At 66.8% G+C, this 21,850-nt stretch carries 17 protein-coding genes; 7 read left to right on the forward strand and 10 right to left on the reverse strand.

What is annotated here, in order from left to right; all coding sequences use genetic code 11:
* Window position 1 precedes the first annotated feature (1 nt).
* The gene (locus EV580_RS02175; RefSeq protein ID WP_133689514.1) at window positions 2-229 is read right to left on the reverse strand and encodes a hypothetical protein; all 228 of its coding nucleotides are present in this window, start codon (window positions 227-229) and stop codon (window positions 2-4) included.
* 132 nt (window positions 230-361) lie between these two features.
* Between EV580_RS02175 and EV580_RS02180 the strand changes: the two genes are divergently transcribed.
* Window positions 362-640, forward strand: a complete 279-nt coding sequence (locus EV580_RS02180) for a hypothetical protein (RefSeq protein WP_166654561.1) — start codon at window positions 362-364, stop codon at window positions 638-640.
* A gap of 3 nt (window positions 641-643) precedes the next feature.
* Here EV580_RS02180 and EV580_RS02185 read toward each other — a convergent pair whose 3' ends face one another.
* The 7 genes from EV580_RS02185 to yajC form a co-directional block, all read right to left on the reverse strand.
* A complete protein-coding gene (locus tag EV580_RS02185) occupies window positions 644-2,959 on the reverse strand; it encodes a RelA/SpoT family protein (RefSeq protein WP_286171520.1) in 2,316 nt (771 codons plus the stop codon).
* Between the two features lie 106 nt (window positions 2,960-3,065).
* The gene (locus EV580_RS02190) at window positions 3,066-4,697 is read right to left on the reverse strand and encodes a cadherin-like domain-containing protein (protein WP_133689516.1); all 1,632 of its coding nucleotides are present in this window, start codon (window positions 4,695-4,697) and stop codon (window positions 3,066-3,068) included.
* A 148-nt stretch (window positions 4,698-4,845) separates the two neighbouring features.
* A complete protein-coding gene (locus tag EV580_RS02195) occupies window positions 4,846-5,388 on the reverse strand; it encodes an adenine phosphoribosyltransferase (protein ID WP_133689517.1) in 543 nt (180 codons plus the stop codon).
* Window positions 5,370-7,019, reverse strand: coding sequence for an ABC transporter substrate-binding protein (locus EV580_RS02200; RefSeq protein ID WP_133689518.1), 1,650 nt, complete (start codon window positions 7,017-7,019; stop codon window positions 5,370-5,372). Before EV580_RS02200 ends, EV580_RS02195 begins: the two co-directional genes overlap by 19 nt.
* Window positions 7,020-7,025: 6 nt before the next feature.
* Window positions 7,026-8,279, reverse strand: coding sequence for a protein translocase subunit SecF (gene secF / locus EV580_RS02205; RefSeq protein ID WP_133689519.1), 1,254 nt, complete (start codon window positions 8,277-8,279; stop codon window positions 7,026-7,028).
* Window positions 8,280-8,284: 5 nt separating this feature from the next.
* Window positions 8,285-10,126: a protein translocase subunit SecD gene (gene secD, locus EV580_RS02210; RefSeq protein ID WP_133689520.1), complete on the reverse strand. Its 1,842-nt coding sequence runs from the start codon at window positions 10,124-10,126 to the stop codon at window positions 8,285-8,287.
* 108 nt (window positions 10,127-10,234) lie between these two features.
* On the reverse strand, window positions 10,235-10,570 hold the full coding sequence (gene yajC, locus EV580_RS02215; protein WP_133689521.1) for a preprotein translocase subunit YajC: 336 nt from the start codon (window positions 10,568-10,570) through the stop codon (window positions 10,235-10,237).
* Between the two features lie 132 nt (window positions 10,571-10,702).
* Here yajC and EV580_RS02220 point away from each other — a divergent pair, with 132 nt between their 5' ends.
* The 3 genes from EV580_RS02220 to EV580_RS02230 all read left to right on the forward strand — a co-directional run bounded on the left by EV580_RS02220 (window position 10,703) and on the right by EV580_RS02230 (window position 14,305).
* Window positions 10,703-11,383 carry a nitroreductase family protein gene (locus EV580_RS02220; protein ID WP_133689522.1) on the forward strand — a complete coding sequence of 227 codons (681 nt, stop codon included), beginning with the start codon at window positions 10,703-10,705 and terminating at the stop codon, window positions 11,381-11,383.
* A gap of 154 nt (window positions 11,384-11,537) precedes the next feature.
* Window positions 11,538-12,878: a 4-aminobutyrate--2-oxoglutarate transaminase gene (gene gabT, locus EV580_RS02225; RefSeq protein ID WP_133689523.1), complete on the forward strand. Its 1,341-nt coding sequence runs from the start codon at window positions 11,538-11,540 to the stop codon at window positions 12,876-12,878.
* Window positions 12,878-14,305 carry a gamma-aminobutyraldehyde dehydrogenase gene (locus EV580_RS02230; RefSeq protein ID WP_133689524.1) on the forward strand — a complete coding sequence of 476 codons (1,428 nt, stop codon included), beginning with the start codon at window positions 12,878-12,880 and terminating at the stop codon, window positions 14,303-14,305. The genes gabT and EV580_RS02230 overlap by 1 nt, the downstream gene beginning before the upstream one ends.
* Here the strand turns inward: EV580_RS02230 and EV580_RS02235 are convergent.
* The gene (locus EV580_RS02235; protein ID WP_133689525.1) at window positions 14,302-15,033 is read right to left on the reverse strand and encodes a FadR/GntR family transcriptional regulator; all 732 of its coding nucleotides are present in this window, start codon (window positions 15,031-15,033) and stop codon (window positions 14,302-14,304) included. The genes EV580_RS02230 and EV580_RS02235 overlap by 4 nt on opposite strands.
* Before the next feature lie 100 nt (window positions 15,034-15,133).
* Here EV580_RS02235 and EV580_RS02240 point away from each other — a divergent pair, with 100 nt between their 5' ends.
* Window positions 15,134-16,318, forward strand: a complete 1,185-nt coding sequence (locus tag EV580_RS02240; RefSeq protein ID WP_133689526.1) for an NDMA-dependent alcohol dehydrogenase — start codon at window positions 15,134-15,136, stop codon at window positions 16,316-16,318.
* Window positions 16,308-17,294 (forward strand): hypothetical protein, encoded by a 987-nt coding sequence (locus tag EV580_RS02245; protein ID WP_133689527.1) that lies wholly within the window; start codon window positions 16,308-16,310, stop codon window positions 17,292-17,294. Before EV580_RS02240 ends, EV580_RS02245 begins: the two co-directional genes overlap by 11 nt.
* Window positions 17,295-17,331: 37 nt before the next feature.
* On the opposite strand, the gene EV580_RS02250 is transcribed toward EV580_RS02245, so the two are convergent.
* Window positions 17,332-18,006 carry a hypothetical protein gene (locus EV580_RS02250; protein WP_133689528.1) on the reverse strand — a complete coding sequence of 225 codons (675 nt, stop codon included), beginning with the start codon at window positions 18,004-18,006 and terminating at the stop codon, window positions 17,332-17,334.
* A gap of 216 nt (window positions 18,007-18,222) precedes the next feature.
* Here EV580_RS02250 and car point away from each other — a divergent pair, with 216 nt between their 5' ends.
* Complete coding sequence (gene car / locus EV580_RS02255; RefSeq protein ID WP_133689529.1) at window positions 18,223-21,705, forward strand: carboxylic acid reductase; 3,483 nt, start codon at window positions 18,223-18,225, stop codon at window positions 21,703-21,705.
* Window positions 21,706-21,850 lie beyond the last annotated feature (145 nt).

Raw genomic sequence — 21,850 nt, forward strand, 5'->3', positions numbered from 1 at the left:
GTCAGCCGGGCAGGCCCTGCTCTTCGGTCGGCAGCGGTGCCGGCCCCTTGATGGCGGGTACCGCCACCGGAAGGTCGGCCTTGGCCGGGCCCGGAGACTGGGTAACGGTCACTCCGGTGGACATCTCCGAACTGACGAATGTGCCACCGTCGGCCTGCGGGTTGGCCGCCACCGCGGCGAACACACCCAGCGAGACCAGGGCGCCGGCCCCGATAGTGGCTGATAACACGTGAAATCTGTTCATAGCGAATCTCTTTCCAAGAGGCGTCTTGGCCACTACGAACAAGAGCGTTGCGCCCATTGGATATTCCGTCGATTTCAATGAAATAATCTGCGGCGCAGAGGCGTTCAACAACGTGTTATGTGTACTGGCCTGCAGCGAAACGTCCATGTCGTTCTCGGCATACTGGCGGCGATCACCATCCTCATCGCGCCCGCTGTCGTGACGAGTGCCGAACGGTCCGGCTCCGTTGCACAGGGCTGCTACGACGGGGTGATCCCCTGGAATCCCTACCTGCAGAGTTGCAGCCTGCCGCGCACGCAGCCGAGGGTTCGCGGTGCCGCACCGGATGCCGGGGCGATCATCGCGTGCCGGCACCATCCGGGCTGTCTTGCGTGGTACATCAACGGCGGACCGTGAACCTCAGGCCGCGCTGGTCACCCGGTAGACGTCGTAGACACCCTCGATATTGCGGACCGCGTTGAGCACGTGGCCCAGATGTTTGGGATCACCCATCTCGAAGGTGAAGCGGCTGATGGCAACTCGGTCATTGGAGGTGGTCACCGAGGCGGACAGGATGTTGACCCGCTCATCGGCCAGTACCCGCGTGACGTCGGAGAGCAGCCGGTGCCGGTCGAGAGCCTCGACCTGGATGGCCACCAGGAACACCGACGTCGGCGACGGCGCCCAGTTCACCTCGATGATCCGTTCGGCCTGCTGTTGCAGCGACGCGGCGTTGGTGCAGTCGGTGCGGTGCACACTCACCCCGCCGCCGCGGGTGACGAAGCCCATGATGTTGTCGCCGGGCACCGGCGTGCAGCACTTGGCGAGTTTGGTGAGCACCCCGGGCGCGCCGGGGACGGCGACTCCGGTGTCGTCGGTGCTGCGCTGACGCACCGGCATGGTCGCCGGCGTAGAGCGTTCGGCCAGTTCATCTTCGGCGCTCTCGGCACCGCCGAGCTGGGCCAGTAGCCGCTGCACGACGTGCCGGGGCGAGACATGACCTTCGCCGACCGCGGTGTAGAGCGACGAGACGTCGGCGTAACGCAGCTCCTGGGCAAGCGCGCCCATCGCCTCGGCGTTGACCAGTTTCTGCAAGGGCAGCCCGCCGCGTCGAACCTCGCGGGCGATGGAATCCTTACCGGCCTCCAGCGCTTCTTCGCGGCGCTCCTTGGCGAACCACTGCCGGATCTTGGCCTTGGCGCGCGGTGAGACCACGAAGCCCTGCCAGTCGCGCGACGGGCCGGCGTTGGGCGCCTTGGAGGTGAAAACCTCCACCACTTCCCCGTTTTCGAGCTTGCGTTCCAGCGCCACCAGACGGCCGTTGACCCGTGCGCCGATGCAGCGGTGACCGACCTCGGTATGCACCGCGTAGGCGAAGTCCACCGGCGTCGACCCGGTCGGCAGCGTGATCACGTCCCCCTTCGGGGTGAACACGAAGATCTCTTGTACGGCAAGGTCGTAACGCAGCGACTCCAGGAACTCGCCGGGGTCCGCGGCTTCCCGCTGCCAGTCGAGCAGCTGGCGCATCCAAGCCATGTCGTCGATTTCGGCGGCCGTATAGCCGGCGGGTAAACCGTTGCGGCCCTTGGTTTCTTTGTATCGCCAGTGCGCCGCGATGCCGAACTCCGCGGTGTCGTGCATATCGCGGGTGCGGATCTGCACCTCCAGCGGCTTGCCCTCCGGCCCGACGACAGTGGTGTGCAACGACTGGTACACCCCGAACCGGGGCTGGGCGATGTAGTCCTTGAACCGGCCCGGCATCGGCTGCCACAGCGAATGCACAACTCCCACAGCCGCATAGCAGTCGCGGATCTCGTCGCACAAGATGCGCACACCCACCAGGTCGTGGATGTCGTCGAAGTCGCGGCCTTTGATGATCATCTTCTGATAGATCGACCAGTAGTGCTTGGGCCTGCCCTCGACTGTCGCGCTGATCTTCATTCCCGACAGCGCGGAGGTGATCTCGGCACGGACCTTGGCCAGATAGGTGTCCCGCGACGGCGCCCGGTCGGCGACCAGCCGCACGATCTCCTCGTAGCGCTTGGGATGCAGGATCGCGAAGGACAGATCCTCCAGTTCCCACTTGACGGTGGCCATACCGAGCCGATGAGCAAGCGGGGCAATCACTTCCAGCGTCTCGCGAGCCTTGCGGGCCTGTTTCTCCGGCGGCAGGAACCGCATGGTGCGCATGTTGTGCAGCCGGTCGGCGACCTTGATGACGAGCACGCGCGGATCGCGGGCCATCGCGATGATCATCTTACGGATGGTCTCGCCCTCGGCCGCGGTGCCCAGCGCCACCTTGTCCAGTTTGGTGACACCGTCGACCAGGTGGGCCACCTCTTCGCCGAAGTCGGCGGTCAGTGTCTCCATGGCGTAGCCGGTGTCCTCGACGGTGTCGTGCAGCAGAGCGGCCACCAGTGCGGTGGTATCCATGCCGAGCTCGGCGAGGATGTTGGCGACGGCCAGCGGATGGGTGATGTAGGGGTCACCGGAGCGGCGCAGCTGATCGGCGTGCTTGGCCTCGGCCACCTCGTAGGCGCGCTGCAGGAGCGCCAGATCCGCCTTGGGGTAGATCTCGCGGTGCACCGCCACCAGCGGCTCGAGAACCGGGTTGACGGTGCTGCGCTGCGAGGTCATCCGCCGCGCAAGCCGGGCGCGCACTCGCCGCGACGCGCTGCTGGTGGCCTTCGGGGTCTCGGCCCGGGGCTCGGCGGGCGGGATGTCGCCGACCGGCAGCGGCGCAGCGGTCACGGCACCGTTGTCGTCCACCACGCCGTCACCTCCTCGCCATCGGACCGACTTCGAGGATATCTCCCCGCGGGCGGCCGGGTGGCGAGGCCGGTCAGTCGGCGGTCGAGCCGATCGGCTTGGTCTTGATGACGTAGCTCCCCACACCGTTGGGGTCGGGCGTGGAGAAGGTCGCCCCGTTGAGCTGGTACGTCGAGTTTCCGATCTTGATCGTGAAATCGCCGGTCACGTTCCACACCGGCACCGAACCCTCGATCCAGGAGGTGTAGCCGGGGGCCACGGGGACCGTCATCGTTTGGGTGAAGGTCTTCGAGTTGGTCCAGGTGTGCCCGTACTTCGCTGTGATCTCGAGGTTGATCAGCGACGCGAGCTTGGCCAGCACGCCGCCGGACAGCTTGACGCTGACCTCGACATTGTCGGACTGGGTGACCGTGTCGGACAGGGCGACGGTGTACGTCGTCGGCGTTGACGTGGTGTTGGTGACCGGGGTGCCGATCGTGCGCACCGGGCTGAACCCGGCCACCTGACTCTTGGCCACATAGGAGCAGCCCGCCTGCGACCCGTCGTAGCAGATACCCGGAAGCACCTTGGCGATTTTGGCCGCGTCGTCGGCGCCGAGGGTGATGGTCGGGTTGCCGTTGTCTTTCGCGATCGCGAGACGGTCGTTGGGGACGTCGCACTGGCCGTTACCGCCGGCACTGCAGGTGGTGGCGCGCGAGTTGGTCTTGAATCCGATCTGGAAGGTGGTGCCGACGTAGCCTGCCGGGACGTAGCCGAAATCAGAAGGCGTGTAGCCGAATCCGACGGTGCCGAAATTCGTTGTGACAGAACCGGAGCTGAACAGGTACCAGGTCACGTCCCAGGGAGCCTCCCCGCCGGGCAGGATCACCGTGCCGACGGCGGGTCCGGAATCCAGATCGCCCGTGCTGCCCGCGTAGCCGTTGAACTTCAGCGGCGCCAGGGTGTAGTTGCGGAACCAGAAACGTTCGGTCACACCGAGAGTGGGTTTGACGGAGATGTTGATCGGCACCACCGCAAGGTCGTGCTGCCCGTCGTCGGCGATGACGATGGCGGTGTCGGTGCCACCGGATTCGGCGAAGTCGTCGTTCGGCTTGTAGTAGTAGGTGCCGTTGGCATTGATGGTCAGCGTGCCATTGGCAGGGCCCTGAGCGATCTGATACGTCAGCTTGTTGCCGTCGGGGTCCGAGGGCATCAGATCGCCGAGCACCTCACCGGTGACGAATTGGTAGAGCTCTCGGGGATGCAGCGCCGGAACGCCGTTGACGGGATTGGTGTCCGTTGCGCGCCGGTAGGCGTCCACGGCGTCGAGCAGCACGGTGCGCAGCGGCAGGATCGCGCCGATGCCCCCGAGGTTGGCAGGTTTCGGGGTGTAGCCGAGCATCGTGGCGAGATTGGCGGCGACCACGTCGACGCCGATCGCGATCGGTGAGGGTCCGCGCAGCTTCCTGGCGGCGGTCGCCGATGCGACGGGCGCGGGCGAGACCCGGGCCGCGCGGGCAGTGCCGGTCTTGGTGGCCGTGGCCGTCGGCGTCTTCGTCGCCGCGCGGGCGGGCCCCTTCGTCGCGGTCCGAGCGGTACTCGCCGTCGATGACGAATCCGCCGCGCCCGAATCGGCCGACGCCGTCGCGCAGCTACCGATCGCCAGCCCTACTCCGATGGCGAACGCCGCCGCGGCCAGCCGCGGAACCAGAATTGTTGATTGCACGGATGCCTCCTACGACAGGCCCCCGACAGGCCAAATATGTTGTCGCAGCAAGCATTGCGGACGTACCCGGCGCGGGCCTACGTGAATGTCAGACCGCCATCAGCCATTTGCCGGGCCGCCACCTGGCCACCCGCAGCGTTAACCGGAGTCAGACGGTTTGCAGGCTCGCCACCTGCAGAGGGGACACCTTGTCCCGGCCGCCGAGTCCGGACAGTTCCAGCACGACGGCCGCCACCGGCACCTCTGCCCCGCTGGCGGCCAGCAAGGCACCCGCCGCGGCCAGTGTGCCGCCGGTCGCGAGCACGTCGTCGATGATCACGACGCGCCGCCCGGCCAGATCGATCCCGTCGGCGGGAATCTCGAGTGTCGCGGTCCCGTATTCGAGGGTGTAGCTCTGGCTGTGCACGGGCGGCGGCAGTTTTCCGCCCTTGCGGATGGCCAGCACGCCGATGCCCAGCCGATGGGCCACCGCACCACCCAGCAGGAATCCGCGGGCGTCGATGCCTGCCACCAGGTCGGCGCCGTCGGCGATCTCGGCGAGCGCGTCGGTGACCACGGCCAGGCCGTGGGGGTCGGCGAGCACCGGGGTGAGGTCCTTGAACTGGATGCCGGGTTCGGGGAAGTCGGATACCTCGCGGGTCAGCGACTTGATGACATCGACGACGGATTCATTCACTTCTCGTACACCCATCGGTCCATGTTCCAGCCCGCGCCCCATTTGGTCGGATTGCCTTCTACGGCATACATCTTCTTCGATGCCAGCACCGTGCGCTGCTGACGGTACAGCGGCAGGGTCGGCATGTCGCCCCACAGGATCGGCGAGCTGTCGCTCAGCAGCCGGGCCTGTTCCTTGGCATCGCCGGTGACCGCCAGCGCCGAGATGATGCCGTCGATCTGCGGGTTGACGTAGCGGGGCAGATTGTTGCCGTCGCCGGAGAACAGCGTGTAGGCGTCCAGCGCCGACGACCCCGTCGACCCGCTGCCCGCCGCGCCGCCGGTGCTGGCCAGCAGGACGTCGATCTTGCCGTCGCGCAGCGTCTGCGGACCCGTGGTGTTCGTGGTCGTGTCGACGATCGTAATACCTGCTGCGGCACAAGATTTCGTGATGGCACCGACGGTGGCCGCCAGGCGGGGGTTGGGCGCCTGATAGCCGAGGCGTACGACCAGAGGCTGACCGCCGAGCGCATCGCGGGCGGCATCGGGGTTGGCCGGACCGAACTGGCCGGCGATCGCGACGCCCTCGATCGCACCGAACGCGTCATCGCTGGCGGGGTTGAGCCGGACATTGGAGATCGGGGTTTCGGAGTTCAGCGCGATCAGATCGCGCGGAGTGCACAGTGCCACCGCACGCCGGGCCGGTGTCGCCGCCAGCGGGCCGTCGGGGGCGAAGATGAGCTGCTCGATACCGCCGGAGGGAAATTCGTGACGGTCGTAGCCGTCGGGGGTGGTCAGGGTGCCCGACGATCCGGTGGCGACGTCGACCACCTGGAAGGTGCCGTTGTTGATCCGGTCCTGCACGTCGACGCCGCGCGGCCACACGGTGATCCGCTTGGTGATCGGTTTGGCGCCCCACCAGCGGTCGTTGGCGGTCAGCACCACCGCACCCTCGGGCAGCACCGAATCGATCTTGTAGGGACCCGACGACGGGAACCGCTTGAGGTCCACACCGGGCTTGAGATCCCAGATCGTGTTCCACGCCTGGGCGATGCGATCGACGGCGGCGGAATCACCGCTCTGGATGGCCCGGGTGACGTCCAGGCCCAGCACGTCACCGATCACGTGGGACGGCATCATCGATGTCGCGGTGAACAGCTGCTGGTAGTCGATGACGGCGCGGCCCGGCAGATAGGTCACCCGGGCCTTCTTCTGGCCGGGCTGGCAGTCGATGCCGTCGATGTCCAGGTAGCCGGCCCGGCTCGCGGCGTCGAAGGCCGGGAACCGCCCGGACTGCGCCGCCCACGCCAGCACCATGTCGTCACACGTCACCGGCTTGCCGTCGGAATAGGTGGCCTTGTCCGAGATCTGGTAATCCAGCACCAGCGGGTCACGGCCGACCACCGACACCGAACCGAAGTCGTGGTCGGCCAGCACCTGCCCGTCAGGGCCGTGGAAGTTGAACCCGGCCAGCACCCTGGCGAAGGCCTGCGGGCCTGCCGAGGCAGCACCGGTGACGGTGTTGGTGTTGTAGCTGGTCAGCATGCCGTCGACGGCATAGTTGATCTGGTCTGCCGGGCTTCCCGAACACGACGTCAGCACACTGGACGCGATCACTCCCACGACAGCCGCCGCCACCGCGGCGGCGCGCCGGCGCCCGACTGCCATGGCTCGCTATCGCCCGCGGGTGCTGCGTTTGCCCGTCGGCCGGCTCGGCCGGGCACCCGGCGAGGGCTTGTTGCCGACGGCCGGCGTGCCGCCGATGGCGGCTTCGGCCGGGACCGATCTGGCGGCCTTGTCCAGGCTGACGGCACCCCCGGTGACGACCTCGCTGGCGCTGGCACCGGCCGCCGACGGCTTGCGCCGGTTGAGCACTCGGCGGGTGTGGGTCCGCACCAGATCGGTGCGTTCACGCAGCGACACGAGCAGCGGGGTGGCGAAGAAGATCGACGAGAAGGTTCCGACGATCACGCCGACCAGCTGCACCAGCGCGAGGTCCATCAGGGTGCCGACTCCCAGCAGCCAGACCGCGACGACCATCAGCGCGAGGATCGGCAACACCGAGATGAGGCTGGTGTTGATCGAGCGCATGAAGGTCTGGTTGACCGCGAGGTTGGCCTGTTCGGCGAACGTTCTTCGGGTGGTGTGCTCGAAGCCGTGCGTGTTCTCCTCGACCTTGTCGAACACGATGACCGTGTCGTAGAGCGAGAAGCCCAGAATCGTGAGCAGACCGATGACCGTTGCGGGCGTCACCTCGAAGCCGACGAGTGAGTACACCCCCGCGGTGACGACGAGGTCGAACACCAGCGTCGCCAGCGCCGAGATCGCCATGTAGCGCTCGTAGCGGATGGTGATGTAGATGGCGGCCAGCCCGAGGAACACCGCGAGCGCGTACAGCGCCTTCTTGGTGATCTGGCCGCCCCAGGTCTCCGAGACCGCCGAGTCGCTGATGACGTCCTTGCTGGCCTGGCCGTCAGAACCCTTGGGGCCGAACGCATCGAACAGCGCGGTGCGCAACTCGTCGGTCTCGGTGTTGTTCAGCGCCTCCGAGCGGATCTGCACGGTCGCCGACGCGCCGTTGCCGACCAACACGACGGACTCCGGCGCCTTGCCGAGCGTCTTGCTGTAGACGTCCTCCACCTGCTGGGTGGTGACGACGCCGTTCTTGCCGGCAACCGGCATCGAGACCTTGGTGCCGCCCTCGAAGTCGATGCCCAGGGTGAAGCCCTTGATGGCGATGCTGGCGATGCAGACCGCGACGATCAACCCACTGATCGCGTACCACATCTTGCGCCGGCCGATGACCTCGAACGCGCCGGTGCCGGTGTAGAGGCGAACGAAGAAGCCGTGCTTGGGCGCGGCGGTGGCTTCCAGATCGGGCGCCTCGACGGCGGTGGACTCGGTGTCGTCCGCGATGTCCTTGGCCATGTGAGTTACCTCCGTCCCGTCGCTGTTTCGGCCGCTCGGCGTTCGCGGGCTATCTGCTGGATCGCGCCAAGACCGTTGAAGGCGGGTTTGGCCATCGTGGGCGACTTCGACGCCAGGTACACCAGCGGCCAGGTCACCAGGAACACCACCACGACGTCGAGGATCGTGGTCAGCCCCAACGTGAACGCGAAGCCCTTCACCTGACCGACGGCCATGATGTAGAGCACCGCAGCCGCCAGGAACGTCACGGCGTTGCCGGACAGAATCGTCTTACGGGCCCGTGCCCAACCGCGTGGCACCGCCGAGCGGAACGAACGCCCTTCTCGGATTTCGTCTTTGATGCGTTCGAAGAACACCACGAACGAGTCGGCGGTGGTACCGATACCGATGATCAGACCCGCGATACCGGCCAGGTCGAGGGTGTAGTTGATGTATCTGCCCAGGAGCACCAGGATCCCGAACACCATGGCGCCCGAAGCGATCAGCGACAGTGCCGTCAACAAGCCCAGCACTCGGTAGTAGAGCAGCGAATACAGCAACACCAGCGCAAGTCCGACCGCACCCGCGATCAGACCCGCCCGAAGCGACGCCAATCCCAGTGTCGCCGAGACGGTTTCAGCCTCCGAGGATTCGAACGACAGCGGCAGCGAGCCGTACTTGAGGACGTTGGCCAGCTGCTTGGCGCTGTCGGCGGTGAACGGCGGGTTGCCGCCGCTGATCTGGGTGCGCCCGCCCGGAATCGCTTCCCGGATCTGCGGGGCGCTGACGACCTGCGAGTCGAGCGTGAACGCCGTCTGGGTGCCGATGTTGGCTGCGGTGAAGTCGGCCCACGTGGTCGCGGCCTGGTCCTTGAAGGACAGGTCGACGACGTAGGCACCGCTCTGGTTGTCCAGCCCGGACGTCGCGTCCTTGATCTGGTCGCCGCTGATGATCGACTTGTCCAGCACGTAGATGTACTTGTGGTCCTGCGAGCAGGCCACCAGCGGCTTGTCCGCGTCGTCGTTGCCGGCCAGGATGTCGGGCTGATCGCACTTGCCCGCCATGTACTGCACAGCGATCAGCAGCAGATTCTGGTTGGTGCTCTGGCGCAGTTCCTTCTCGAACTTGATGCGCGCGGCGAGGTCCTTACGGGGGTCCGGCGGCCCGGGTGCAGGCGCGGGAGCGCCGGGTGCGGGCGCTCCTGGCGCCGGGGCCGCGGTCGGCGGGGCCGGCTGGCCGGGGGCCGGCGCGGGTGCCGGGGCGGGCTCGCCTGGCGTCGGAGACGGCGACGGTGCCGGCTCGGCCGGGTACGGACGTGGCTGGGGTGCGGGCGCCGCCGGGTTGGCCGGGGCAGGCGCGGGTGCGGCCGGTGGCGCACCGGGCGCGGGAGCTGGGGCACCGGGAGGTGCGGGCGCGGGTGTCGGTCCGCCCGGGCCTTGCGCCCCGGGCACGCCTGCGGCCTGCATCTGCTGCTTGATCGCCTCGATCGGGATCGGCTGGCCGATCACCGGCCGGATGAACAACCGGGCGGTCTGGCCGAGGTTGCGGGCCTCGTTGCCGTCGTTACCGGGCACCGTGATGACCAGGTTGTCGCCGTCGATCACGACTTCCGAACCCGCAACGCCGAGTCCGTTCACGCGGTCGTTGATGATCTGCTGCGCCTGGTTCAGCGCATCGGTGGTCGGCTTGGATCCGTCCGGGGTGCGCGCGGTGAGCGTGACACGGGTGCCACCCTGCAGGTCGATGCCCAGCTTGGCGTTGGCGTGTTTGTCCCCGGTGAGGAAAACGAGTGCGTAAACCCCGATGAGCAGGACCAGGAACAGCGCCAGCCAGCGGTAGGGATGCACCGGCGCCGAAGACGATGCCACGTTGTTGTCTCTCCTAGGTTTTGTGCCGCGTCCCGCTGGGTCTTTGTGCCGCGTCCCGCGAGCGCCTCCTCCGAGCTTCCGCTAGAGGGTACGTGGTGTGCCTGGCGATCAGTCTTTGGTGAGGCGGGGCGCGTCGGTGTCGGTGATCTCGGTGGCAGTGGATTCCACCTCATCGGCGTCGGGCTCCTCGTCCACGATGACGTCGCGGACGGCGAGCTTCAGCCAGGTGGTCACCACGCCGGGGGCGATCTCCAGGTCGACGCTGTCGTCGGTGATCCCGGTGATGGTGCCCTCGATACCGGAGGTGGTGTGCACCCGGTCGCCGACGGTCAGCGACTCGTGCAGGTCGATGGTGGCCTGCATGGCCTTGCGCTGACGCCGGGAGGCGAAATACATGAATGCGCCCATGATGATGATCAGGGGCAGGAAGACGAGCAGGTCCATGGCGGAAACGATTCTTTCGTATCGGGTGCGGGGTAAGCGCTCCGCGACCGTCAGGTCACGGGCTTCATAGCTGCCCAGTCTGCCATTGTCCGGGTTCGGGTCCGACCGGCACCGTCCATGGAAGATGGTCGGATGGACCTGATCGACACGCTGCGCAGCACCGGCTCGGTGCGCGAGTTCACCGATGAGCCCGTCGACGATGCCGCCCTGGCGCGGATTCTGGACACCGCGCGCTTCGCCCCCAGCGGCGCCAACGCGCAGGCCTGGCGGGTGGTCGTGGTCAAGGATCCGGCCGTGCGCGCTCGGCTGCGCGACCTCTATCAACAGCCCTGGGCCGACTACCTGACGCTGACAGCCGCCGGCCTGCGCCCCTGGTCGCCGGTCAACGACCGCGACGCCGAGACGGCCGCGCTGGGGGCCGGGGCGGACATCACGGTCGGCGGAATGGCCGCGCATCTCGACCAGGTGCCGGTGCTGCTGGCGCTGTTCGCCGACCTCGCGCAGCTGGCCGCGGTCGATCGTGACCTCGACCGGTATTCACTGGCCGGCGGCGCGTCCGTCTACCCGTTCGCCTGGAACATCCTGCTGGCCGCGCGGGCCGAAGGCGTCGGCGGCGTGCTGACGACGATGTTGATCCGGGCCGAAGACGAGGTGAAGCGGCTGCTGGGCGCCGAAGATCCGCTGGTGTTGGCCGCGGTGATCGCGCTGGGACATCCGGTTCACCAGGTCCGCAGGCTCACCCGCGAGCCCGTCGAATCGTTCACCACCGTCGATCGGATCGACGGGGCGCCGTTCTCCCCCGGCACCGGCTAGACACCAACCGATTACGTCGATTTTGCCGTCCCCAACGACGTAATCCATTATCGATGGCGCCCTCAAACCGGGTTTTCAGTTGCACAGCGCCGTCTCCCGACTAGGCTCGGATGGCCCGCTTCGTGCAGTGCCGCCTTCGTCTAGGAGATCAGAAGTGACCACCCTCGAGCAGAGCCGCAAACTCGTCACCGACATCCCCGGCCCCGCGTCCCTCGAGCTGTCCAAACGCCGAGTCGCCGCGGTCTCGCACGGTGTCGGCGTGACGATGCCGATCTACGCCGCCCGCGCCGGCGGCGGGATCATCGAGGACGTCGACGGCAACCGGCTGATCGATCTGGGTTCCGGGATCGCGGTGACGACGATCGGCAACTCCTCGCCGCGGGTGGTGGACGCGGTGCGCGCCCAGGTCGCCGACTTCACCCATACCTGCTTCATGGTGACGCCGTACGAGGAGTACATCGCCGTCGCCGAGCACCTCAACCGCCTCACCCCCGGCTCGTACGAGAAGCGGTCGGCGCTGTTCAACTCCGGCGCCGAAGCGGTGGAGAACGCGATCAAGATCGCCCGCGCCTACACCCGCAAGACCGCGGTGGTGGCCTTCGATCACGCCTATCACGGGCGCACCAACCTGACGATGGCGCTGACCGCCAAGTCGATGCCCTACAAGAGCGGCTTCGGCCCGTTCGCGCCCGAGGTCTACCGCGCACCCATGTCCTACCCCTACCGCGACGGTCTGATCGACAAGGAATGGGCAACCGACGGTGAACTGGCCGCCGAGCGGGCACTGACCGTGATCGACAAGCAGATCGGCGCGGCCAACCTGGCCGCCGTCGTCATCGAGCCCATTCAGGGTGAGGGCGGCTTCATCGTTCCCGCGCCCGGATTCCTGCCCGCGTTGCGGGCCTGGTGCACCGACAACAACGTCGTGTTCATCGCCGACGAGGTGCAGACCGGGTTCGCGCGCACCGGGGCGATGTTCGCCTGTGAGGACGAAGGCATCGAGCCCGATCTCATCGTGACCGCCAAGGGTATTGCCGACGGCCTGCCGCTGGCGGCGGTCACAGGGCGTGCCGAGGTCATGGATGCCCCGCACGTCAGCGGCCTCGGTGGCACCTACGGCGGCAACCCGGTGGCGTGTGCGGCGGCGCTGGCCACCATCGAGACCATCGAGCTCGACGGTCTGGTGGCGCGCGCCAAGCAGATCGAAGCGGTGATGAAGGACAAGCTGGGCCGGATCCAGGCCGACGACGATCGCATCGGCGACGTCCGCGGTCGCGGCGCGATGATCGCCGTCGAGCTGGTGAAATCCGGTACCGGCGAACCGGATCCGGAACTCACCAAGAATCTGGCCGCCAAGGCGCACGCCCAGGGCGTGCTGGTGTTGACCTGTGGCACGTTCGGCAATGTGCTGCGGTTCCTGCCGCCGCTGACGATCAGCGACGAGCTGCTGCTCGAAGGACTCGGGGTGCTGGCCGACATTCTGGCCGAGCTCTGATGACCAAGAACTTCATCAACGGCGAGCTGGTGGACTCGGTCAGCGGCGCCACCATGCCGATCGTCGATCCGTCGAGCGGCGAAAAGTACGGCACCGCACCGATTTCCAACGAGCAGGACATCGACAACGCCTACGCGGCCGCCGCAACGGCGTTCGCCGACTGGAAGCGCACCACCCCGTCACATCGGCAGAAGGCGCTGCTCGGTTTCGCCGACGATGTGGAGAAAGCGGCTGCCGACCTGGTTGCCGCCGAAGGCCGCAACACCGGCAAGCCCAACCACGTGACGGCCGCCGAAGAGATTCCGCCGATGGTCGACCAGATCCGGTTCTTCGCCGGTGCGGCACGGATTTTGGAGGGCAAGTCGGCCGGCGAGTACATGACCGACCACACCTCGTGGATCCGCCGCGAGCCGGTCGGGGTGATCGGCCAGGTCGCGCCGTGGAACTACCCGATGATGATGGCGATCTGGAAGTTCTGCCCGGCCATCGCCGCGGGCAACACCGTGGTGCTCAAGCCCAGCGACACCACCCCGGTGACCACCGTGATGTTGGCCGAGATCGCCGCCGAGCATTTCGGACCCGGCGTGCTCAATGTCGTGTGCGGCGACCGGGTGACCGGTGCGGCCGTCGTCGCGCATCCGACCCCGCAGATGGTGTCGATCACCGGATCGGTCGCCGCCGGCCGTGCGGTCGCGGTCAGTGCGGGCGGCCACCTCAAGCGCACGCACCTGGAGTTGGGCGGCAAAGCGCCGGTGATCGTATTCGACGATGCCGACATCGCCACCGCCGCAGAGGGAATCGCGACCGCGGGATACTTCAACGCCGGTCAGGACTGCACGGCGGCCACCCGGGTGCTGGCTCACGCCGGGGTCGCCGAGGAACTGACCGCCGCACTGGCCGAACAGGCCAGGGGCGCGGCCACCACGTTCGGCCGGGCCGCCGACGACGAGGACGCGTGGGTGCCGCCGGTCAACAATCCCAACCAGCTCGACCGGGTGCTCGGCTTCCTCGCCGACGTGCCGTCACACGCGACGGTCGCCGCCGGCGGAAACCGGCAGGGCGACAAGGGTTTCTACATCGAGCCGACGGTGATCGGCGGGCTGCGCCAAGACGACCGCCAGGTACAAGAGGAAATCTTCGGCCCGGTGATCACCGTGCAGTCGTTCACCGACGAGGACGAGGCTCTTCGCCTGGCCAACGGCACCGAATACGGCCTGGCCTCGTCGGTGTGGACCAAGGACGTCTCCCGGGCGATTCGGGTGTCCAATGCGCTGGACTTCGGCTGCGTGTGGATCAACACCCACATCCCGCTGGTCGCCGAGATGCCGCACGGCGGCTACAAGGCCTCAGGGCACGGTAAGGATCTGTCGATGTACGGATTCGAGGACTACACCCGCATCAAGCACGTGATGGCCTACACCGGCTAGAAATGCGCGGCGCGGTCGACCACCGACGCCGCGAAGTCACCCAGTAGCGTCGTCCGCAGGCGCGCCATGTGCGCGGCGCAATGTTCTTGCGCGCCTTCGGGATCCCCGGCGGCAATCAGCGCGACGAGCTGTTCGAACGAGCGGATCGTGCGCCGCCGGGAGGCGGCCGGTTCGTCCTGGCTGATGATGAGCGCATCGGCCACCGCGCGCACGATCACCTCGTTGATCATCTCGCAGATCAGAATCAGCGTCTGATTGCCGGCCAGTTGCACGATATCGCTGTGGAAGCGCACCATGACGCTGGTGCAGGCCACCGGATCGTCGACGGTGCGCTTCATCTCGAGCACGAGTTCGTGCAATTGCTCGGCCGCCCGTTGATGATCGCGCGATGCGGCCACCATCCGGGTCGCTGCCGGCTCGATCACCGCGCTGGCCTCGAAGACGTCGGCCAGCGAGACGCTGCGTGATTGCAATACCAGAGCAGCAGCGCGGGCGGTCATCCGCTGATCGGGCCGGTGCACGACCACGCCACCTTGGGCCCCGCGGACGACCGAAATCAGGCCCTCTGCCTCCAGGATGCGCAACGACTCTCGCAGCGACGGTCGCGACACATCGAACCGTTCGATCAACTCGGCCTCGGTGCCCAGCAGGTCCCCCTCGTCGAGGTCACCCGCGATGATCAGGCCGCGCAGTTCGTCGGCGACCTGCTTCGGCTTGCCCGCCGGCATGTGGAGTCCTTTCGGTCGACGCGGATCTTTACAAAGATACCTCTAGAGGATTAAATGTGCGATGTCGCCGTCCCCGATCCGTCCGAGGGAGTGCTCATCGATGAAATCCCAAGCGGCAGTGCTGCACGGCGTGGGTCAGGACTGGCAGATCGAAACCATCGAGCTCGACCCGCCGCGGGCCGGCGAAGTGCTGGTGAAGATGAGCGTGGCGGGTATCTGCCACTCCGATGACCATTTCGCGACCGGTGACAGTGTTCCCGACGACAATCTGGTGGCGTTGATCGAAGCCGCCGGAATGCCTATGCCCGAATGGTTTCCACTCCTCGGCGGCCATGAGGGTGCCGGTGTCGTCGAAGAGGTCGGCCCCGGGGTGACCACCCTGAAGCCGGGTGACCATGTCGCAGTGTCCTTCATCCCGTCCTGCGGAAGTTGCCGGTGGTGCGCGTCTGGTGCGAGCTATCTGTGCGACGTCGGCGGTCGGGTGTTCAGCAAGAACATGATCACCGACGACACACCCCGACGTCATCTCGATGACCAGCACCTGATGGCTTTGATGCAGGTCGGCACCTTCTCCGAGTACGTCGTCGCATCCGAGCGGTCGTTCATCAAAGTGCACGACTGGATACCCCTGGATGCCGCCTCGCTCGTGTCCTGCGGCGTGACAACGGGTTTCGGGTCGGGCAGTTCCTGCGCGGGAACCAAACCCGGTGATACGGTCGTCGTGATCGGCACCGGCGGGGTCGGCATGAACGCCGTCCAGGGAGCCCGTGCCGCCGGCGCGAAAAACGTCATCGCCGTCGACCCCGTCGACTTCAAACGCGATATCGCGCCGTCGTTCGGGGCCACCCACACCGTCGGCGACGCCGGCGAAGCACTGGCGCTCGTCAAGGAACTCACCTGGGGAGTCATGGCCGATGCGGTCGTGCTGACCGTCGGTGTGCTCCACACCGACTTGATCCCACTGGCTTTGATGCTGACCCGCAAGGGCGGCACCTGTGTCGTGACGGCGATGACTCCCCTGTCGCAGATGTCCGTCCCGCTGATCCTGTCCGACCTCGTCAACTCCTGTAAGACACTCAAGGGAGCCCTCTACGGCGAGATGAACGCGCGCGCCAGTATGCCGATGCTGCTGTCCATGTACGAGGCGGGCACCCTCAAGCTCGACGAGTTGGTCACGCGTCGCTATCGCCTCGAGGACATCAACGACGCCATCGGACATCTGCGCGAGGGAAGCAACATTCGCGGCATCATCGACTTCAGCCAAGGAGCGTCCCATGCCCGTTGACTTCGAAGTCGCCACCCACGCACCGACACTCGACCACTACCGGCGATCCTGGACACCAGGCGCCGGGGTCGGCCTGGCCGGGATGTGGGTCAGTGCCGTGGTCAATGACGCCGCCGGACAAACCTATTGGGGACTGCGTGGTGCCGACGACTTCCTGACCGGCATGACCCACGTCGTCTCGCCGATCACCGGCTTCAAGCGGCTGCCGCACTCATTCGATCCCGACCCACCACACCTCTTCGCCGAATACTCGACGATTGACTGGTTCGAGCCCATGCAGTATGCCGAAACCGACGACAGTTCCGTGCTGAGCTTTCCCAGCGGCCGGATCGAGCGCGACGCAGGAGGATTCCACTGGCACGACGCCAGCGGCCGCTGGGAGATGCACGGAACCAACGTCACCGACATCTTCACCGTTCACGTGCCCGAACAGAACGAGATCGCCGACCAGGCCTACTACCGCCACGAATTACTCGCCGCCACCGGGATTGTCGACGGCGTCGAAGTGTCGGGTTACCTGCATCAGGACTTTGCGTACGGGCCGCCGGGCACGGTCTATCCGGAACTGCCGATTGCCCGTCAGCTTCAGGGAATGTGGGTGTCCTGGTTGCACGAGTACCCCGACGGCGACTGGGGCGGCGGCTCGTTCTGGCAGGGCCGCGACGGTCTGCCATTCGGTCCCGGGTACCAGCTCAAGGCGGGTGTCACCACCGCCCACAACGACGTCGTCGCGACGCCCACTTTCGACGCCGAGGGAAAGCTAACGGTGTTGGACGCGACGATCGGCACGGATTCGTACACGTTCACCTTCGACACTGCCGGCAGCTATGTGCATTACTTCGGCTGCCTCACAAGCAGTTCCGATGCACGCAAACCGGCACGCAGCTGGTGCTGGGTCGAGTACGCGGGCGCGATGCTCGGTCCGGAGATCCTGGACATGGTGATGCATCAGTACCGCCTGGCACGCGGACGGTGACCGGACCCTCCCCCGAGTCCGGCCACCGAGCTCCGCATCAGTGCGCGACCGGCGTGCGGCGCGAACCGCCGAACATGTGACGCCAGCTGCGATGTCGAGGCTCCTCGTCGAACTCCTCGGGAGCGCGATGCCGGCGACGCTCCACGTCGACCGGCTCGGCGGTCACGGCCGTGACCGGCTCCGCCGCAACAGGTTCGGCGACGACGGGCCGCTGGGCATAGCGAAGGTCACGCAGGCTGCGCACCGACACCCGGCCCAGGGCCATCGCGCCGAAGAAGATGATCAGCGCACCGAGACCGCTGAAGAACGCCAGCTCCATCGCGAGCTGCCCGGTGATCGAGTTGGACGCCGGCGATCCGAAATCGCCCAACCCCAACGGCGTCGCGAACATCCGGCCGACGACGAACCAGGCGCCGGCGACCACAGCAAGCCAGCCACCAAGTATCGCGGTGGCGCGATTGCGCGACATCAGCAGCAGCACGCCACCCAGAACGGTCACCGCCCCGGGAAGAACCTCCAGCCAGCCGCGCGCTGTCGTCCACGTCCACGCGACGGCGGGATCGAAGGCGAAGTTGAAGTACGGGCCGACGAACGGAATCAGCGCACCCCACGTGCCCAGCAGGATCAGCAGGAAGCCACTGGCCGCGCCGCGACTGCGGGCGATCTCCATCCGGCCCGCACCGGTGTCGATACGGGTGTCTACGTCTTTCATGACGCCTCCTTGGGTCGGGGGATGTCCCCGTGATGACGCACGGGTACCCCAGTCGCCCGAGGCTCTAACCGGGGGCCTCAAGGGAATCGAGAGCAAGTTCACAGCCGATTCCGAGGGTCACCGGGGAATACCGTTAGCCTTGCTAACGTATTTTTCATATGGGCGCAGCGTTGCACCCACCAAATCTTCTTTCTCGCTTGTCAATGGAGTCTTGTCATGTCGACCGATACTCGCGAAGCCCGCTTTGAGCAGCGTGTCAGCGATCTTTATGCCACCGATCCGCAGTTCGCTGCGGCCACCCCCGACGCCGCTGTCACCGCGGCCGCCGGCCGGCCCGGACTCGGCTTGCCCGAGGTCATCAGGACCGTGTTCGACGGTTATGCCGACCGCCCCGCACTGGGGCAGCGCGCCGTGCGGTTTGTCGAGGACCCGCACACGCACCGCACGACCGCCGAGCTCGCACCCCACTTCGAGACCATCACCTACCGCGAGGCCTGGGACCGCGTGCAGGCCGTCGCGGCCACCTGGTCCGATCGCGGCGTCAAGCCCGGTGAGCGAGTGGCCATTCTCGGCTTCACCAGCGTTGACTACTCGATCGTCGATCTCGCGCTGACGCAGCTCGGCGCGGTGTCGGTTCCGCTTCAAACCAGCGCTGTCGTCACGCAGTTGGAACCGATCATCGCCGAGACCGAACCCGTCGTGATCGCGTCGAGCATCGACAATCTCGACGGCGCCGTCGACCTCGCCCTCGCCGGACCCGCACCGAAACGGTTGGTGGTCTTCGACTTCCGGCCCGAGGTGGACGATCAACGCGAGTCGCTGGCCGCCGCTAAGGACCGATTGGCAGGCGCCGGTGTCACCGTCGCCACCCTTGCCGAGGAAATCGCTGAGGGCACTGGACGTTCGGTTACGCCGCCCGCGACTACCGAGGCCGACCCGCTGGCCCTGCTGATCTACACCTCCGGTAGCACCGGCGCCCCGAAGGGCGCCATGTACCCGGCCAGCAAGGTGGCCGACATGTGGGCGGCCGCCGCCGCGCACTGGGACGAGAAACAGGGCTCCTACCCCTCGATCGTGCTGAGCTTCATGCCGATGAGTCACGTGATGGGACGCGGCAGCCTCTACGGCACGCTCAGCAGTGGTGGCACAGTCAATTTTGCTGCCCGCCCGGACCTTTCGACATTCCTCGAGGATCTGGCGCTGACCCGCCCGACCCAGCTGAACCTGGTGCCACGGGTGTGGGACATGATCCATCAGGAGGTTCAGAGCGAGGTCGACCGGCGAGGCGAAGAAGCCCGGGTGCTGGCCGACAAGCGCGACAGTCTGCTGGGCGGCCGGTTCGTCTCGGTGATGACCGGGTCGGCACCGATCGCACCCGAGCTCAAGGCGTGGGTCGAGGCATTCTTGGACATGCACCTCATCGAGGGATACGGCTCGACCGAAGCCGGCGCCGTGTTCGTCGACGGTGTCGTGCGCCGTCCCCCGGTCACCGACTACAAACTCGTCGACGTTCCCGAACTCGGCTACTTCGGCACCGACCTACCTCATCCGCGGGGTGAGCTGCTGGTGAAGACCACACAGCTGTTCCCCGGCTACTACAAGCGGCCCGAGGTGACCGCCGCGATGTTCGACGAGGACGGTTTCTACCGCACCGGTGACATCGTCGCCGAGCCCGCGCCCGACCATCTGCGGTACGTCGACCGGCGCAACAACGTGCTCAAGCTCTCGCAGGGCGAGTTCGTCACAGTGTCCAAACTCGAAGCCGCATTCCTGGGCAGCCCGCTGGTCCACCAGATCTACCTGTACGGCAACAGTGCCCGGCCCTACTTGCTGGCCGTCGTGGTGCCCACGGCCGAGGCGGCCGCCAGCCACGACGCGGCGGAGCTCAAGGCGCTGGTCGGCGAATCACTGCAGGATGTGGCCCGCGCCACCGGCTTGCAGTCCTACGAGATCCCCCGCGACTTCCTCATCGAGACAACGCCTTTCACGGTGGAGAACGGTCTACTGACCGGCATCCGCAAGCTCGCGTGGCCCCGGCTGAAGGAACGCTACGGCGCCGCCCTGGAACAGCTCTACACCGATCTGGCCGACGGCCAGGCCGACGAGCTGCGGGCGATTCGCCAGAGTGGTGCCGATGCACCGGTGCTGGCCACCATCACCCGAGCCGCCGGCGCGCTGCTGGGTGCCGCGGCCACGGATCTGCAGCCCGACGCGCACTTCACCGACTTGGGCGGAGATTCCCTGTCGGCGTTGACATTCGCCAATCTGCTCAACGAGATCTTCGACCTCGAGGTGCCGGTCGGCGTCATCGTCAGCCCGGCCAACGACCTGCAGGCCATCGCCGACTACATCGAGACCGAACGCAGTTCGGGCGGCAAGCGGCCGACGTTCGCCTCCGTTCACGGCGCAGGCGCGACGGTGGCGCATGCCGGCGATCTGACGCTGGACCGCTTCATCGACGCCGAGACGCTCGCAGCCGCGCCGGAGCTGCCCGGCCCGAGCACCGAGATCCGCACCGTACTGCTCACCGGCGCAACCGGATTCCTGGGTCGTTACCTGGCCCTGGAATGGCTCGAACGGATGAGCCTGGTCGGCGGCACGGTGATCGCCCTGGTGCGTGCCCGCACGAATGATGAGGCGAGGGCTCGGCTCGATGCCACCTTCGACAGCGGCGATCCCAACCTGCTGAAGCACTACCGCGAACTGTCCGGGCACCTCGAGGTGATCGCCGGCGACAAGGGCGAGCAGAACCTGGGCTTGGACACTCACACGTGGCAACAGCTGGCCGACACCGTCGACCTGATCGTCGACCCTGCGGCTCTGGTCAACCACGTGCTCCCCTACCGGGAATTGTTCGGCCCCAATGCTGTTGGCACCGCTGAACTGATCAGGATCGCGCTGACCACCAAAGTGAAGCCATTCGTCTACGTGTCGACGATCGGTGTCGGGGCGGGTATCGCGCCGGGACGGTTCGTCGAGGACGGCGATATCCGGTCGATCAGCCCGACCCGGGCAGTCGACGAGTCCTACGCCAACGGTTACAGCAACAGCAAGTGGGCCGGCGAGGTGTTGCTGCGCGAGGCCAATGACCTGTGCGGCCTGCCGGTTTCGGTGTTCCGCTGCGACATGATCCTGGCGGACACCACCTACGGCGGGCAGCTCAACCTGCCCGACATGTTCACCCGGATGATGCTGAGCCTGGTGGCCACCGGTATCGCGCCCGTGTCGTTCTACGAGCTCGACGCCGACGGCAACCGCCAGCGTGCCCACTACGACGGCCTGCCGGTCGAATTCATCGCCGAGGCGATCTCGACCCTGGGGGCCCACGTCACCGAGGGGTTCGAGACATACCACGTGATGAACCCCTACGACGACGGCATCGGGCTCGACGAGTTCGTCGACTGGCTCATCCAGGCCGGCTACCCGGTCCAGCGGGTCGGCGAGTACGACGCGTGGCTGCAACGGTTCGACACCTCGATGCGCGCACTGCCCGACCGGCAGCGCCAGTATTCGCTGCTGCCGTTGCTGCACAATTACCAGCGGCCCGAGCATCCGGTCAACGGATCGATCGCTCCGACCGACCGGTTCCGCGCCGCGGTGCAGGACGCGAAGATCGGCCCGGACAAGGACATTCCGCATGTCACGCCGGACGTCATCGTCAAGTACGTGACCGATCTGGAGCTGCTCGGTCTGCTCTAGTCGGCGACGAGATCGACACCAGGGTCGCGATCAGCGCGGATCGACGACCCTGGTGTCGATTTCGGCGTGCCTCCAGCGCTTCGGGAGCCGCGAATTTGTCGGCGCTGAGCACGATCACCTCACACCGCGACCGTACAACGGGCGA

It is taken from the genome of Mycobacterium sp. BK086, assembly GCA_004362315.1.
Lineage (GTDB): Bacteria > Actinomycetota > Actinomycetes > Mycobacteriales > Mycobacteriaceae > Mycobacterium.

Excerpts from the sequence above, each read along its gene's own strand:
- EV580_RS02180 (WP_166654561.1), top strand. The coding sequence starts at position 362 with ATGTGTACTGGCCTGCAGCGAAACGTCCATGTCGTTCTCGGCATACTG.
- EV580_RS02195 (WP_133689517.1), bottom strand. The coding sequence starts at position 5,388 with ATGGGTGTACGAGAAGTGAATGAATCCGTCGTCGATGTCATCAAGTCG.
- EV580_RS02200 (WP_133689518.1), bottom strand. The coding sequence starts at position 7,019 with ATGGCAGTCGGGCGCCGGCGCGCCGCCGCGGTGGCGGCGGCTGTCGTG.
- secF (WP_133689519.1), bottom strand. The coding sequence starts at position 8,279 with ATGGCCAAGGACATCGCGGACGACACCGAGTCCACCGCCGTCGAGGCG.
- yajC (WP_133689521.1), bottom strand. The coding sequence starts at position 10,570 with ATGGACCTGCTCGTCTTCCTGCCCCTGATCATCATCATGGGCGCATTC.
- EV580_RS02220 (WP_133689522.1), top strand. The coding sequence starts at position 10,703 with ATGGACCTGATCGACACGCTGCGCAGCACCGGCTCGGTGCGCGAGTTC.
- EV580_RS02230 (WP_133689524.1), top strand. The coding sequence starts at position 12,878 with ATGACCAAGAACTTCATCAACGGCGAGCTGGTGGACTCGGTCAGCGGC.
- EV580_RS02235 (WP_133689525.1), bottom strand. The coding sequence starts at position 15,033 with ATGCCGGCGGGCAAGCCGAAGCAGGTCGCCGACGAACTGCGCGGCCTG.
- EV580_RS02240 (WP_133689526.1), top strand. The coding sequence starts at position 15,134 with ATGAAATCCCAAGCGGCAGTGCTGCACGGCGTGGGTCAGGACTGGCAG.
- EV580_RS02245 (WP_133689527.1), top strand. The coding sequence starts at position 16,308 with ATGCCCGTTGACTTCGAAGTCGCCACCCACGCACCGACACTCGACCAC.
- EV580_RS02250 (WP_133689528.1), bottom strand. The coding sequence starts at position 18,006 with ATGAAAGACGTAGACACCCGTATCGACACCGGTGCGGGCCGGATGGAG.
- car (WP_133689529.1), top strand. The coding sequence starts at position 18,223 with ATGTCGACCGATACTCGCGAAGCCCGCTTTGAGCAGCGTGTCAGCGAT.